This window comes from Flagellatimonas centrodinii (assembly GCF_016918765.2).
Lineage (GTDB): Bacteria > Pseudomonadota > Gammaproteobacteria > Nevskiales > Nevskiaceae > Polycyclovorans > Polycyclovorans centrodinii.
Genome location: NZ_CP092104.1, coordinates 2,905,163 through 2,918,266 on the forward strand (window position 1 = coordinate 2,905,163; position 13,104 = coordinate 2,918,266).

A 13,104-nucleotide genomic window follows, 5' to 3' on the forward strand; every position below is an offset into this window, starting at 1 on the left:
TCGCGTCGCCCCCCGGCAAGCGTCAACAAATAATCGGTGGGGCGCGGTCAGGCGCAGGGGAGATGATTCATACAGGCCTGCCGTGCCCGCCGTCATGATCAGGAGCGCACGATGTACCAGGAACCCTGGGTTGTCGCAGGACAAGGCTTTTCAAATCGCATCAGTGGCCGGCTGTTGGTCCACTGTTTCATCATGATGTTCATGGGCTTCTTCGGCGGCTTTGCCTGGTTGATCGCGCTTGCGGACAACGTGTTTCACATCCTGCCGCTGCCGCGCTTCGAGATTGCGGTGCCTGATCAGAAGGAGCTGCTGCGCAACGCCCACACCGGGCCGATCATGAACGCCATGTACGTGATGTTGATGGTGGCGCTGAGCCCACGACTCCATTTCAGCGTGACGCAGGCCAAGTGGGTGTACTACGGCGCCATCGTCATGCTGTGGGGCAACCTGGTGGGCTATGTCGCCGCCGTCTACGCGCCGGAACGCGGCCTGCAGCCGGTGGGCGACTGGCCCAATCTGCTGTCCTATGGCGCGTTTTATGCGGCGGTGGTGGGCGCCACCATCGCCACCGGCATCATTTTGAACAATGCGGTTCGGGCGGCTCGCAACAAGACAACCTGAGTGACTCTGCCATGATCTATCTCAAAGCCTTCATCGCCGGATACTTCGCCACCTTGTTGTTTCATCAGGGCTTGTTGGCCCTGTTGTTTGCAGTGGGGGCATCGCCGCGTCCGGCCTTCGTGATGACGCCGACCGAGCCCCTTGGCTTGCCAGCGGTGTTGTCGCTGGCGTTCTGGGGGGGCGTGTGGGGTGTCGCCATCTGGCGCTGGCTGACGCCGCCGATCGGCACACGCTTTTGGCGGCGCGCGGTCATCATCGGTGCACTGGCGCCCAGTGCGGTGGCCCTGTTCGTGGTGTTTCCGCTGAAGGGGCTGGGCATGGCCGGGGGATGGGACCCCCGCATCATCATCGGCGCCCTGTTGCTCAACGGCGCCTGGGGTCTGGGGGTGGCGGTACTCATGCGCATGATGGTGCCGGCGGATGACCATCGAGCCGATTGATCATCGCGACCCCGAAGTCGCCGGGTCGATTCATCCGATACTGGCCAGCGGTAACGTCCAGGAACAGGCGCTGTTACCGGGCGATCCGGCGCCGCCGACATTTCCCACGGTGCAATCGGTTGCCGAGGGCGCCCAGTACTTTCTCGGCGCCATAGTCGATGGGGCACTGATCGGGGTGATCTGCATCGGCCCTGATAACGAGCCGGGCCAACTGAGTATCGTGGCCCTGGCCGTGGCGGCGGCCCATCAACGCCAGGGGGTCGCCGCGGCCCTGGTCGGCGAATCGGTGCAGCGCGGTGGCGGCGCCGTGTTTTCGGTCATCTGCGGCGCCGGCAACCATCCGGCATTGGCGTTGTATCAGGGCCTTGGCTTCGTCATTTATCGTCGCGGCAGACTCGGTGAGGCCGGTCCGGAGATGGTCAAGCTGCGCCGCGAGGTTGCGCCCCGATGATCCAGGTGATCGTCGGTGGGAATGTCGGTTACACCCGCCAGTGTGCTAACAAGCAGTTCCGTTCATCGTTGGAAGATCATCCATGACCATCGCCAGTGTCCGCACGCCGGACGCCGCATTCGCGAACCTGCCGGACTTTCCCTACACGCCGCAGTATCTCGATGACCTGCCGGGCTATCCGGGCTTGCGTGGGCATTATGTGGATGAAGGTCCGCGCACCGCGGAGCACACCTTTTTATGTCTGCACGGCGAGCCCACCTGGAGTTATCTGTACCGGAAGATGATCCCGGTGTTTCTGGATGCGGGCGCGCGCGTGGTGGCGCCGGACCTCCTCGGCTTCGGTCGTTCCGACAAGCCGGTAGATGATGCGACCTACACCTTCGACTTCCATCGCGACTACCTCAGGGCCTTCATCGAGCGTCTTGACCTGCGCAACATCACCCTGGTCTGCCAGGACTGGGGCGGCTTGCTCGGCCTGACGCTGCCGCATGAATATCCCGACCGCTTTTCCCGCCTGATCGTGATGAACACTACCCTGGCCGTTGGCAAGGCCCCGGGTCCCGGGTTTGTAGACTGGCGGGCCTATGTCGCCAGCCGACCGGATCTCGATGTGGCCGCGCTGATGAAGCGATCGACGCCGGTCCTCTCGGATGCCGAAGCGGACGCGTATGGCGCGCCGTTCCCCGATATCACCTTCAAGGCTGGCGTGCGTCGTTTCCCGGAACTGGTGATGACCGATCCGGCGATGCCAGGTGTGGCGATCTCGAGGACGGCGCGCGACTTCTTCCGCCATGACTGGCAGGGCGCCTGCTTCATGGCCTTGGGGGCTGCCGATCCCGTGCTGGGGCGGCCGGTGATGGAGAAGCTGCATGCGGATATCCGCGGCGCCGGTCCGATGATGGTGATCGACGAGGCTGGGCATTTCGTTCAGGAATGGGGGGCGCCGATCGCCGAGGCGGCACTGCGATACTTCGATGCCGTGCAGCAGGCCGGCCCAGATGGGGTTGCCCAATGACGCTTTCGATCATTCTGCTGGTGTACTTCAGCCTTGGCCTGATGGCCGCCATGGGCTCACTCGTCCTCACCCGGAAGTTCCTGCCGCCGCGTCTGGAAGCGCCGGTGTACGGGGTGCTGCTGATACCGATTGCCGGGCTGTACTTGGTCTTCACGCGCCACTTCGGTCTTGACGGTGCCTGGCCATTGGAGATGTCGGCTGTCATCGGGTTCTCGCTGCTGGGCCTGTTGGGTATGCGCTTTCCACTGATGCTGGTGGTCGGCTACGGCCTGCATGGGGGATGGGACTTCGCGCACGAGCTGCATGCCCATCTCGGCATTGATGCCTTCGGTGGCCGCCCGGTGACCCTCGTGCCGCTGGCCTACGGCGCAGTCTGTGCCGGGTACGACGGCTACGTAGCGGTGTACTTCTGGCTTCGGTCGCGTCAGCCTGCCGACGTGGCGGGAACGGCGACGTGATGATGATTCCCGAAGATGGATCCCTTTGACCCGCCCATTGGACGTCCACGTCCCGGAGTGCGTACCGATGCAAGCTGCTGACGAATTCAATGCCGGCTGTGGTTGTGATGGCACCCGATTCCGTGTCGAAGGCACGCCCTTGATGCGGCTTTTCTGTCATTGCACCCTGTGCCAGGCCTTCAACAAGGCGCCGTATGCCGACATCACCGTCTTTCGCGGGCGGGACGTGACGATGCCCTCGCCAGGGACCGTGCACTACCAGACCTTGCGGCCACCACCGGCGGTGCAGCGCGGGACGTGCAGCGAGTGTGGAAAGCCGGCGGTGGAGTTCATGCACCTGGGGCCGCTACCGAAATTTGTGTTCGTGCCGACCGCCAATCTACGCGACCCGATGCAGGTGCCGAAGCCCAGCCTGCATATGTTCTACAACAGGCGGGTGGCCGATATCAACGACGATCTGCCCAAGGTCAGTGGTTACCTGAAAAGCCAATTGGTTTCGATAAGAATGTTGATCGGCGCCCTGATGCGCCGTCGCTGAGAACGTGCCCCAGCTAGGTGCTGAGCCTGGCGAGAATCGCCGCTTCGTCCTTGCGCGCGAAACCAACGCTGAGCTGTCCTCCAGCATCGATCACCGGTCGCTTCACCAGCGCGGGTTCTCGGTTCAGCAGGGCGGGTGCGGTGTCGGCGGTCAGCTGGTTGCGGGTGGCCTCATCAAGCTTGCGCCAGGTAGTGCCTTGGCGATTGACCACGGTATCGACGCCCAGCTGCGCGACCCAGCGGTGCGCCAGCGCGACCGGCAGGCCATCGATTTTGAAATCGTGAAATCGGAAGTCGATGCCGGCATCGGTCAATGCTTGGCGAGCGCGTTTGACAGTGTCGCAGTTCTTGATGCCGTACAGGGTGATCATGAAGCGTGCAGCCGGTTGCGGGCGGGGCCGCAGTATCGCATCGCGGCGCGCTCGGGTCTCAGTGTCGCAGGCCGACCCAGACCCCGGCGGCGGCCAACCCGAACCCGGCCGTTTCGCGCCAGCCGAAATCATTTCCCAGCACCAACGCGGCCATCACGGCGGTGACCGGCGGCACCAGATAGAACACGCCGGCTACCCGTGCCGCGGCACCGCGGCGTAACAGCCACAGGTACAGCAGCAGTCCGGCGCAGGCGTTCACCAGGATGATCCACAACAGGCCACCCACGGCGGCCACGCCGGGCGTGTAGCGTAGATCTTCGACCCACAGCGCAATCGGCAGCAGCACCGCGCCCGACGCCAGCAATTGCATCAGCAGTGACAGACGGGCGTCCATCGCAGTGTTGTGCCGCTTCTGGTAGAGCGTACCGCCGCTGAGTGACAACAACGCGCAAGCCATCAGGGTGTAGCCGAGCAGGCTCCCCGGCGCCGTCAGTTGCGGGCCGATCACCAGCAACACACCGGCCAGACCCAGCGCCAGGCCGGGCAGGGTCCAGCGGGTGAGCCGCTCGCCCAGCAGCAGGGCGGCACCGAGTGCGGTGACCAGGGGCATCAGCCCGGCGATCAGCCCGGCCGCGGCGGCTGGCACTCCGGTTTGCATGCCCGCATACGTGAAGCCGAAGAAGCCGCCCTGCAGCAGCACGCCGGCAATCGCCGCATGCAGCAGTGCCCGCCGGTGAGCGGGTGCGGCGGGCCGCAGGGCCAGCCACAGGCCGATGATCAGTCCCGCGCCAAAGAATCGCAGCACCGCGAGGGTGAAGGCACCGCCCCCCGTCAGCGCAAAGTCGACGGCGATGTACCCGCTGCTCCACAGCACGACGAACAACAGCCCGCCACCGGTATCGGTGCGCGGATCATGGAGCGGGGTAGGCGACATGGGCTCGCATGTTACCGATGAGTCGCACTCGAGGACAGGCGATCACGGCTTGTATCGATCTTCAACGCTTCGGCCGTGGCGTTCCCCAGGGGCCTGTCGGCTCCGGGGTTGCGACAGTTGGCGCGGACGGAGCAGTCGCCTTCTGCAACTTCAGGACCTTGCGCTGCTCGCCGATCCGTCGCATCGGCGCCGCGTCGTCCGGCGCACCCAGTAGTACCCTCAGCTCGTTTTCGGTCAGATCCCGCCATTGGCCAGCTCGCAGGCCGTCGAGGCGAATATTGACGATTCGCACCCGCTGCAATCGCCGCACGGTGTAGCCGAAGACTTCGCACATGCGGCGGATCTGACGGTTCAGCCCCTGGGTGAGCACGATGCGAAATACGTTGCGGTCCAGTCGGGTTACCCGGCAGGGCTGGGTCACGGTATCGAGAATGGCGACCCCGCCCGCCATCCCTGAGATGAAGGCTGCGGTGATCGGCCGGTCGACGGTGACGATGTATTCCTTCTCGTGGCGGTTCTCGGCACGCAGGATCTGGTTGACGATATCGCCATTGTTGGTGAGCAGGATCAGGCCTTCGGAATCCTTGTCGAGCCGGCCGATGGGGAAGATGCGTTCCCGGTGATTGATGAAGTCGACGATGTTGCCGCTGACGTGTCGTTCGGTGGTACAGGTGATACCCACCGGCTTGTTCAGCGCGATGTAGACGTTCTTGCGGCTCGGTCCGACCGGCTTGCCATCGACACAGACCTGGTCGCCGGCTTCGACCTGGGTGCCGAGCCCGGCAACGACGCCATTGACGGTGACCCGCCCGGCGGTGATCCAGGTATCGGCCACCCGCCGCGAGCAGATGCCGGACTCACTGACAAACTTGTTGAGACGCATGGGTGGCGGCGATGTCGGGGTGCGCCAGCATACGACAGGTCGGTGCCGAAGCCCTGGGAATTGATCGGCGTCTGACTAGACGTAGGCCGTGCCGAGGTGTGCCGGCGACAGGTCGGGCTGTGCCTGCAGACCTTTGGGATGACGTGCGAAGTACCGTGCATTGTCGGCCCCCAGGTCGGGACCGCCATGGCGCAGTCGGCCACCCGCCTGACGGAAGTGGAAGGGAAAGCCCGGCAGTGTCAGCCGACCCTCCGGCAGGAACCATTCGCGGGCCTTGAGATGGGCGCTGGCGTGCAGGTCGGCTGCATTCATCACGGTGCCGGCAGCGAGATCGATTGATTGCAGGTCCATCATCAGTACCAGGGTGTCCTGCGACCGGGTCCAGTCGGTGATGACGGCATCGATGGCATCGTGGTCGGCGCGTCGGCCGGCGACAGTGGCCCACGCCGGCCGCTGTGCAGTCGGACCGATCTTGGTCGCCAGACGGGCCCATTCCGCATCATCACGAATGCACAGGGTCAGCCATCGATCGTCGCCCTCACAGGGATAACAGCCCTGGGGCGCGTGGTGCGGATGCCGGTTGCCGAGTGCGGCAGGCTGGGTGTCGGTGTCGGGCAGGCCGGCCAGTATCGCGCCCAGCGTCCAGACCGAGGTTTCGTTCTCGGACAGGTCGACGTGTTCACCTTCACCCGTCTGGTCACGTTGCAGCAGCGCGCTCATGACCGCTGAGGCGCCAAAGATCCCGTTGATCACGTCCATTTCGCGAACCCGGAACGGTGTCTCGCCCTCGGCATACGCGGTGAGCGACTGGGCGCCGCAGATGGCCTCCAGCGTGCCGCCATAGCCGGCATAGCCCTGATAGGGGCCGGTCGCCCCAAAGGCCGACATCGATACCAGAATGATGTCGGGTTTGAGTCCGCGCAGCGTGTCGTAGTCCATGCCGAGCCGGGCCATGACGCCGGGACGACCGTTCTCCAGCACCACATCGGTGTCGCGAACCAGCTGATGGCAGAGGGCGCGGTCATCCGGCTGCTTGAGGTCGAGCGTGAGCGACTGCTTGTTGCGGTGCAGCTGCCAAAAGCGGGGGAACCCGTTGACGCGCTCTGGATAGGCGCCGCGCATGCCATCAAGCCGTCCGGGGAACTCGATCTTGATCACCTCGGCACCAAAGTCGGCCAGCAGCCTGGCCGCGTGTGGGCCGGCCCAGTCGTGCGTGAAGTCGAGCACTCGGCGGCCCGCCAGTGCCGAGGTGGGCTCGGCATTTCCATCGGTCTCGGGCGGTGGCGGTGGCTGGGTTATTCCGCCCGGTTTGGGCGCGTCCCAGCGCAGGTGCCGTCCTCGCCAGGGCGCCCCAGGTACGACGCGGCGACTGCCGTCGGCAGCGTGTAGCGGGGTGAAGAAATCGCGGGCGGCATGCTGGGGGTCACGAAGCACCTCCGGCAAGGTAGCCACGTGCGCCCAGGCCAGGCCATTGGCTTGGCCCAGATGGAACAGATCCTCTCGGGTCTGGCTGGCCAGCCAGGGGCGGATCAGGGCTTCGAACCGGTCGCGGTGCTCAATTCGCCCGGCGGCGGTGCTGAGGGGCGGGGTAAGCAACTCGGCTTCACCAAAGCGGGGGGCGATCTTCATCCAGTTGCGGATCGGCCCGCCGATGATCGCCGCCTCGCCGTCGCGGCAGGGATAGGTACGCCACGGCACCATCGCATGACGATCACCGTTGCGGCGTGCGACCCGCCCGTGGTGGGCGTACTCGGCGAGAATGATCTCGATGTTCTGCATGGCCGCTTCCTGCAGCGACAGGTCGATGGCCTCGCCGCGGCCGTCGCGGTGGCGACGATGCAGCGCCATGGCGATGGCGATGAAGCCATAGAGGCCGCCACTGATGCTGACCAGCGGGGGGCGCGCGTTGAGTGGGGCACGGTCGGGGTGCCCCGTGCTGTTCATAAGTCCCGCGAGCGCGTACAGGGTGATTTCGCTGACCTGAAAGTCCTGCCAGGGGCCGTGCTGGCCGAAGGGCGTGATGTGGCAGACCACCGGACGTCGGCCTCTGGTGGGCAGGGTGGTGGTGTCAATGCCGGCGGCTGCCAGCGCGCCCGGCGCCCAACCATCGATGATGACATCGGCGGCAGCACATTCGGCTGCAAGATCCTCCAGCATTGCGGGGCGCTTGCCGGCATCCGCCCACAACGCTTCCGCCGCGGTCAGCGGCTCGGGTCCGGGGGTGCGTGGGGCGATGGTACGGACCTCCGCACCCCAGCCGGCGAACAGACGCCCGCAGAGGGCGCCCGCGAGATGCTGCTGCAACTCCAGAACCCGCAAACCTGAAAACACGTGTCATCCCCGCTGTGGTCTTGGCTTGGGGTGCAGCGTAGCGGACGCCTGACGTCGGCGTCAGCATCACCCGTCGGCAAAACCGATATTCTTGATGTCGGTAGATGTCGAAATTTTTGGGGACAGACTTGGCGCACGCGGGCGTGATCATCTGTGAACATTGCGACGCGGTGTATCGGTCCGCCGACACCGTGCACCGCGCCCGGCTGCTCTGCAGCCGCTGTCACTGTGCATTGTCGTCGCATCCGCCGTTGCAGCTGGATGCCGTGCTGGCGTTGACGTTGACCGCCGTGATGCTGTTCGCCATCGCCAATGTCTTTCCCATCATCAAGCTCGAGCTGGGCAGCGAGCACACCGAGGCCAGCCTGTTCGGCGCCATCGTTGCCACCTGGCAGTCTGGCGTGCCATTGGTGGCGCTGCTGGCGGCCGCGACCACACTGGTGTTTCCGTTGGCGCTGATGCTGCTCACCCTCTACGTGATGTGGCCGCTGCGACATGGCCGTCGGCCGCGAGGCTTCGTCGTTGCGATGCATGCGCTGCGCTGGACCCGGCCCTGGAGCATGATTGAGGTCTTCATGCTCAGCGTGCTGGTGGCAGTGGTGAAGCTCGGCGATTCCGCTACCGTGATCATCGGCCCTGGCCTGTGGGCGGTGGCCGGACTGACCATCCTGCTGACCTTGCTGAGCACCCTCGATCTGCATGCCTTGTGGGCGCAGGGTGATGCGGTGACGGCCCTGTGAGCGCAGTGACCGCTCGCAGCCTGAAGATCATCGGCTGCCATGCCTGTGGGATGGTTTGCCAGCACGTCGATACCGATCCCCATGGCGTTCGCTGCCCCCGCTGCGGTTCCAGCCTTCATCGGCGGCGGCCGAACAGCCTGATGTTGAGCTGGGCGTTGCTGATTGCCGCCGCGGTGCTCTATCTGCCGGCCAATCTGCTGCCGATCATGAAAACCTCGACCTTCTTCGACGGTCGCAGTGACACCATCCTCAGTGGGGTCATCGTGCTGTGGGAGGAAGGCGCCTGGGACCTGGCGCTGATTGTCTTCGTTGCCAGCGTAATGGTGCCGCTGCTGAAGATCGGCGTGCTGGCGAGCCTGCTCATCAGTGTTCAGTTGCGGCTGCAGCGGGGTCAGGCCGAACGAACCCGTCTGTATCGCATGATTGAACGCATCGGTCATTGGTCGATGCTCGACATCTTTGTGGTGGCCTTGCTGGTGGCATTGGTGAACTTCCAGAGTTATGCCCAGGTCGGCGCCGGGCCCGGCGCGGCAGCTTTTGGTGGTGTGGTTATCCTGACGATGCTGTCGGCGATGTGTTTTGATCCGCGCTTGATCTGGGATGTGTCCGATCCCGCCATGCAGCACGCGAGGCCTCATGAACGACGCTGACGATCCCTTGTCCCGACTGCCGGCACCCGATGTGGCGCCGCGTTCGCGGTTACTGCCCTCGTTGATCTGGCTGGTGCCGCTGGTGGCGGCGCTGGTGGGACTGGTGCTGATCGTGCAGACCTACGCCGGGCGCGGGCCGACGATCACGATCCGCTTCGAGTCAGCCGAAGGCCTTGAGGCCGGCAAGACCGAGGTGAGGTTCAAGAATGTGGTGATCGGGCGGGTTAGCACCATCGAGCTCAGTGAGGACCGCGAACAGGTGCTGGTCAGCGTTGATCTCAGCAAGGATGCCTCGTCGGTGGCGGTGGAGGACACCCGCTTCTGGGTGGTGCGGCCGCGCGCAGACCTCGGCGGCGTTTCCGGCCTCAACACCTTGTTGTCGGGCGCCTATGTCGGTGTCGATGTCGGTCGCAGTGACAAGCAGCAGCTGCATTTCACCGGGTTGGAGATTCCACCGGCGGTGACCAACGACCAACAGGGCACACGGTTCACCCTGACGCGTGAGGACCTCGGCTCGCTGAACATCGGCTCGCCGATCTACTTCCGCAGCGTGCCGGTCGGCCGAGTGGTCGGGTTCGATCTCGACGAGAACGGCGAGGGTGTCACCCTGCAGGCGTTCATTGATGCCCCCTACGACCGCTTTGTGACCCGCCGCACGCGCTTCTGGAACGCCAGCGGGGTCAACGTCAATCTCGATGCCAATGGGCTCAAGCTCAATACCCAGTCGCTGGTGACCCTGTTGGCGGGTGGTTTGGCGTTCCAGTCGTTACCGGGCGGCAAGGAAGCGCCGGAGCCGGCGACGGAGAACAGCACCTTCCGCGTTTACGACGACCAGGCCACCGCGCTGGCGCCGGCCGACCGCATCGCGATGACGGTCAAGATGCGGTTCTTCCAGTCCATGCGGGGCCTCTCCCGAGGTGCCATCGTTGATTTCAAGGGCGTTGAGCTGGGGGCCGTGACCGATACCGAGCTGGAATATGACCCCGGCCAAAAGCGCTTCGCATCAACCGTGACTGCCACGGTCTATCCCGGGCGGCTCGGGCGCGCCTACGAACAGTTGCGGGCGCGGGAGGGCGGCGAAGACCCGGCGCCGGAGGTATTGTTCCAGCGGATGATCGACCGCGGCCTGCGGGCACAGCTGCGGAATGGCAACCTGATCACCGGGCAACTCTACGTGGCGCTGGATTTTATGCCCAAGGCGCCACGGGTGATCAGCAACCCGGATATCCGGCCGCTGGAGATTCCCACCGAGGCCGGCAGCTTCGACCAGTTGCAGGCGCAGATCGCCGATATCGTCACCAAGATCGATAGCATTCCCTTCGGTGAAATCGGTGGCAATTTGCGCGATACGCTGAAGAGTGCGGAGCAGGTCATGAGGCAGATCGATACCGAAGTGGCCCCGGAGTTGCGGCGGACACTGGCGGAAACCCGCGCCGCTGTCGAGGCCGCCAACAGCAGCCTTGCCGCACCGGATGCACCGCTGCAGCAGGACCTGCGGTTGATGATGGAACAGGTGGACCGTGCTGCACGGTCGCTGCGCAACCTGTCCGATACCCTGCAACGCAACCCGCAGTCGCTACTGCGCGGCAAGCCGGAGACCCCTGATGAGGAGCAATGAGCGCTGGCAGCGTGCCGCGATGGCGATGATGGCCGCACTGTGGGTGTCGGCTTGCGCGCCACCAGCTTCACATTTCTACACCCTGATGCCGCCGTCGCAGGCCGAAGTTGCGGTGCCGGTCGGTGCCGAGGCCTTCGAGCTGCGGGCAGTGCGGGTGCCTGGCCAGGTCGACCTGCCGCAACTGGTCGTGCGGGAAGGTATCGGCGAGGTGCGGGTGGCGGAAACCCACCAATGGGTGGCGCCGCTGCATGACGAAGTGCGCAGCGCGCTCTCCACGCTGCTGGCAGCACGGCTGGGCCAGGCCGACTTGTATCGCGTGCCGCAGCCCGAGGGTATTTCGCTGACGCGTATCACGGTCGAGCTGCGACGTTTCGACTCGGCGCCGGGCGATCATGTCGGCATCGACGCCTTGTGGGCGATTCAGCCGCCGGGTGACGCCGTGCTGCGCACCTGCAGCGGCAGTTTTCGGGAGTCGGTGTCGCGGTCCGGCTACGGCGCGCTGGTCGAGGCGCACCAGCGAGCTTTGGGACGTCTGGCCGATGCCATTGAGGTTGCGCTGACCACCCCCGGCTGCTGAATCGTCGCGGTTGCGCTTGCACCGCCATGGTGCGCGTTTGCGCTGCTATGATCCGGCGCAGGCGGGCGCGCACGTCAAAGGGGCAAACCGCCTGACGTGCGCACCCTGATGGGGCTTCGGGGAGAACAAACAGATGAAATCAATTCGGGTGCTGGCGGCTGTGCTGGGCACGCTGCCGATCGCAGCGTTTGCGCAAGACAGCGCGTTCAGCGGTGCTGATACCGCGTGGATCCTCACATCCACGGCGCTGGTGCTGTTCATGACCCTGCCGGGTCTGGCACTGTTCTACGGTGGCCTGGTGCGCACCAAGAATGTGCTGTCGGTGCTGATGCAGTGCTTCATCATCACCGGCATCGTCACCGTGTTGTGGCTGGTGGCGGGTTACAGCCTGGCCTTCAGCGGCGGCAATGCGTTCATCGGCGATCTGGGCAAGTTCATGCTCGGCGGTATCGGCGAAGAGACCCTCAGCGGCAGCATTCCCGAGTCCCTGTTCGCGATGTACCAGATGACCTTCGCCATCATCACCCCGGCGCTGGTCATCGGCGGCTTCGCCGAACGCATCAAGTTCTCCGCGATGGTGCTGTTCTCCGGCCTGTGGCTGCTGGCGGTCTACGTGCCGGTCACCCATTGGGTGTGGTCGGGCGAGGGTTGGCTGTTCAAGATGGGGCTGCTCGACTTCGCCGGCGGTACCGTGGTGCACGTCACCGCCGGTGTCGCTGCACTGGTTGCGGCGCTGGTGCTGGGCCCGCGTCAGGGCTTTCAGAGCACGCCGATGCTGCCGCACAACATGACCATGACCGTGACTGGTGCCGGCATGCTGTGGGTGGGCTGGTTCGGCTTCAACGCTGGTTCCGCCCTCGGCGCCAACGGCAATGCCGCGATGGCGATGCTGGTCACCCATATTTCGGCAGCCGCTGGGGCCATGGCCTGGTCAGTGGCTGAATGGAAACGCTATGGCAAGCCCTCAGCCCTGGGCACGGTCACCGGCATGGTGGCGGGTCTTGGCACCATCACTCCGGCCTCCGGCTTCGTCGGCCCTGGCGGGGCACTGATCATCGGTCTTACCGCCGGGGTGGTCTGCTTCGCGATGACCAATTTCCTCAAGCGCGTGCTCAAGGTGGACGATTCCCTTGATGTGTTCCCGGTGCACGGTGTCGGCGGCATTCTCGGGACCCTGGCCGCCGGCATCTTTGCCTCCGACGCACTGGGCGTGTTCAGTGGCCAGGGCTATGCCGACGGCATGACAATGGGTTCGCAGATGGGCGTGCAGGCCATTGGCGTGCTTGCCACCGGCGCCTATACCGCGGTGGTCACCTGGGTGCTGTTCAAGGTCGTGGGTGTACTCACCAGCGGCTTGCGGGTGAGCGGCGAGGACGAGCAGGTGGGCCTCGACCAGGTCAGCCACAACGAGCGCGGTTACGACCTCTGATGTGTGGGCGCCCCGGCTCGGATGCCGGGGCCTCGCCACAGCCACGAGA

The 13,104-nt window shown here is 65.0% G+C and carries 14 protein-coding genes and 1 pseudogene; 11 read left to right on the forward strand and 4 right to left on the reverse strand.

Annotation, left to right across the window (positions count from 1 at the left end; genetic code table 11):
* The first annotated feature begins 111 nt into the window (after positions 1–111).
* The 6 genes from JN531_RS14000 (at position 112) to JN531_RS14025 (ending at position 3,523) form a co-directional block, all read left to right on the forward strand.
* Complete coding sequence (locus tag JN531_RS14000) at positions 112–621, forward strand: styrene oxide isomerase (RefSeq protein WP_228349477.1); 510 nt, start codon at positions 112–114, stop codon at positions 619–621.
* Positions 622–632: 11 nt separating this feature from the next.
* Positions 633–1,061 carry a hypothetical protein gene (locus tag JN531_RS14005; protein ID WP_228349478.1) on the forward strand — a complete coding sequence of 143 codons (429 nt, stop codon included), beginning with the start codon at positions 633–635 and terminating at the stop codon, positions 1,059–1,061.
* A complete protein-coding gene (locus JN531_RS14010; protein WP_228349479.1) occupies positions 1,042–1,512 on the forward strand; it encodes a GNAT family N-acetyltransferase in 471 nt (156 codons plus the stop codon). Before JN531_RS14005 ends, JN531_RS14010 begins: the two co-directional genes overlap by 20 nt.
* Positions 1,513–1,594: 82 nt before the next feature.
* On the forward strand, positions 1,595–2,527 hold the full coding sequence (locus JN531_RS14015) for a haloalkane dehalogenase (RefSeq protein WP_228349480.1): 933 nt from the start codon (positions 1,595–1,597) through the stop codon (positions 2,525–2,527).
* Positions 2,524–2,985 carry a DUF6010 family protein gene (locus tag JN531_RS14020; protein ID WP_228349481.1) on the forward strand — a complete coding sequence of 154 codons (462 nt, stop codon included), beginning with the start codon at positions 2,524–2,526 and terminating at the stop codon, positions 2,983–2,985. Before JN531_RS14015 ends, JN531_RS14020 begins: the two co-directional genes overlap by 4 nt.
* A 67-nt stretch (positions 2,986–3,052) precedes the next feature.
* Positions 3,053–3,523, forward strand: coding sequence for a GFA family protein (locus JN531_RS14025; protein ID WP_228349482.1), 471 nt, complete (start codon positions 3,053–3,055; stop codon positions 3,521–3,523).
* A gap of 13 nt (positions 3,524–3,536) precedes the next feature.
* On the opposite strand, the gene JN531_RS14030 is transcribed toward JN531_RS14025, so the two are convergent.
* The 4 genes and pseudogenes from JN531_RS14030 to JN531_RS14045 all read right to left on the reverse strand — a co-directional run bounded on the left by JN531_RS14030 (position 3,537) and on the right by JN531_RS14045 (position 8,041).
* Positions 3,537–3,893 carry a Spx/MgsR family RNA polymerase-binding regulatory protein gene (locus JN531_RS14030; RefSeq protein WP_228349483.1) on the reverse strand — a complete coding sequence of 119 codons (357 nt, stop codon included), beginning with the start codon at positions 3,891–3,893 and terminating at the stop codon, positions 3,537–3,539.
* 58 nt (positions 3,894–3,951) lie between these two features.
* Positions 3,952–4,827, reverse strand: a complete 876-nt coding sequence (locus tag JN531_RS14035; RefSeq protein ID WP_228349484.1) for a DMT family transporter — start codon at positions 4,825–4,827, stop codon at positions 3,952–3,954.
* Positions 4,828–4,981: 154 nt separating this feature from the next.
* A pseudogene (gene rluF / locus JN531_RS14040) lies at positions 4,982–5,710 on the reverse strand (23S rRNA pseudouridine(2604) synthase RluF); the annotation flags it as partial.
* A gap of 75 nt (positions 5,711–5,785) precedes the next feature.
* Positions 5,786–8,041, reverse strand: a complete 2,256-nt coding sequence (locus tag JN531_RS14045) for a CaiB/BaiF CoA transferase family protein (protein WP_228349485.1) — start codon at positions 8,039–8,041, stop codon at positions 5,786–5,788.
* A gap of 143 nt (positions 8,042–8,184) precedes the next feature.
* Here JN531_RS14045 and JN531_RS14050 point away from each other — a divergent pair, with 143 nt between their 5' ends.
* From JN531_RS14050 to JN531_RS14070, 5 genes are all read left to right on the forward strand, one after another.
* The gene (locus tag JN531_RS14050) at positions 8,185–8,781 is read left to right on the forward strand and encodes a paraquat-inducible protein A (protein ID WP_228349486.1); all 597 of its coding nucleotides are present in this window, start codon (positions 8,185–8,187) and stop codon (positions 8,779–8,781) included.
* Positions 8,778–9,431 (forward strand): paraquat-inducible protein A, encoded by a 654-nt coding sequence (locus JN531_RS14055; protein ID WP_228349487.1) that lies wholly within the window; start codon positions 8,778–8,780, stop codon positions 9,429–9,431. The genes JN531_RS14050 and JN531_RS14055 overlap by 4 nt, the downstream gene beginning before the upstream one ends.
* Positions 9,418–11,049: a PqiB family protein gene (locus JN531_RS14060; RefSeq protein ID WP_228349488.1), complete on the forward strand. Its 1,632-nt coding sequence runs from the start codon at positions 9,418–9,420 to the stop codon at positions 11,047–11,049. Before JN531_RS14055 ends, JN531_RS14060 begins: the two co-directional genes overlap by 14 nt.
* The gene (locus JN531_RS14065; RefSeq protein ID WP_228349489.1) at positions 11,036–11,626 is read left to right on the forward strand and encodes a PqiC family protein; all 591 of its coding nucleotides are present in this window, start codon (positions 11,036–11,038) and stop codon (positions 11,624–11,626) included. Before JN531_RS14060 ends, JN531_RS14065 begins: the two co-directional genes overlap by 14 nt.
* 133 nt (positions 11,627–11,759) lie before the next feature.
* Positions 11,760–13,055 (forward strand): ammonium transporter, encoded by a 1,296-nt coding sequence (locus JN531_RS14070; protein ID WP_228349490.1) that lies wholly within the window; start codon positions 11,760–11,762, stop codon positions 13,053–13,055.
* The last annotated feature ends 49 nt before the right edge of the window (positions 13,056–13,104 follow it).

Excerpts from the sequence above, each read along its gene's own strand:
- JN531_RS14000 (WP_228349477.1), top strand. The coding sequence starts at position 112 with ATGTACCAGGAACCCTGGGTTGTCGCAGGACAAGGCTTTTCAAATCGC.
- JN531_RS14005 (WP_228349478.1), top strand. The coding sequence starts at position 633 with ATGATCTATCTCAAAGCCTTCATCGCCGGATACTTCGCCACCTTGTTG.
- JN531_RS14010 (WP_228349479.1), top strand. The coding sequence starts at position 1,042 with ATGACCATCGAGCCGATTGATCATCGCGACCCCGAAGTCGCCGGGTCG.
- JN531_RS14015 (WP_228349480.1), top strand. The coding sequence starts at position 1,595 with ATGACCATCGCCAGTGTCCGCACGCCGGACGCCGCATTCGCGAACCTG.
- JN531_RS14020 (WP_228349481.1), top strand. The coding sequence starts at position 2,524 with ATGACGCTTTCGATCATTCTGCTGGTGTACTTCAGCCTTGGCCTGATG.
- JN531_RS14025 (WP_228349482.1), top strand. The coding sequence starts at position 3,053 with ATGCAAGCTGCTGACGAATTCAATGCCGGCTGTGGTTGTGATGGCACC.
- JN531_RS14030 (WP_228349483.1), bottom strand. The coding sequence starts at position 3,893 with ATGATCACCCTGTACGGCATCAAGAACTGCGACACTGTCAAACGCGCT.
- JN531_RS14035 (WP_228349484.1), bottom strand. The coding sequence starts at position 4,827 with ATGTCGCCTACCCCGCTCCATGATCCGCGCACCGATACCGGTGGCGGG.
- JN531_RS14060 (WP_228349488.1), top strand. The coding sequence starts at position 9,418 with ATGAACGACGCTGACGATCCCTTGTCCCGACTGCCGGCACCCGATGTG.
- JN531_RS14065 (WP_228349489.1), top strand. The coding sequence starts at position 11,036 with ATGAGGAGCAATGAGCGCTGGCAGCGTGCCGCGATGGCGATGATGGCC.
- JN531_RS14070 (WP_228349490.1), top strand. The coding sequence starts at position 11,760 with ATGAAATCAATTCGGGTGCTGGCGGCTGTGCTGGGCACGCTGCCGATC.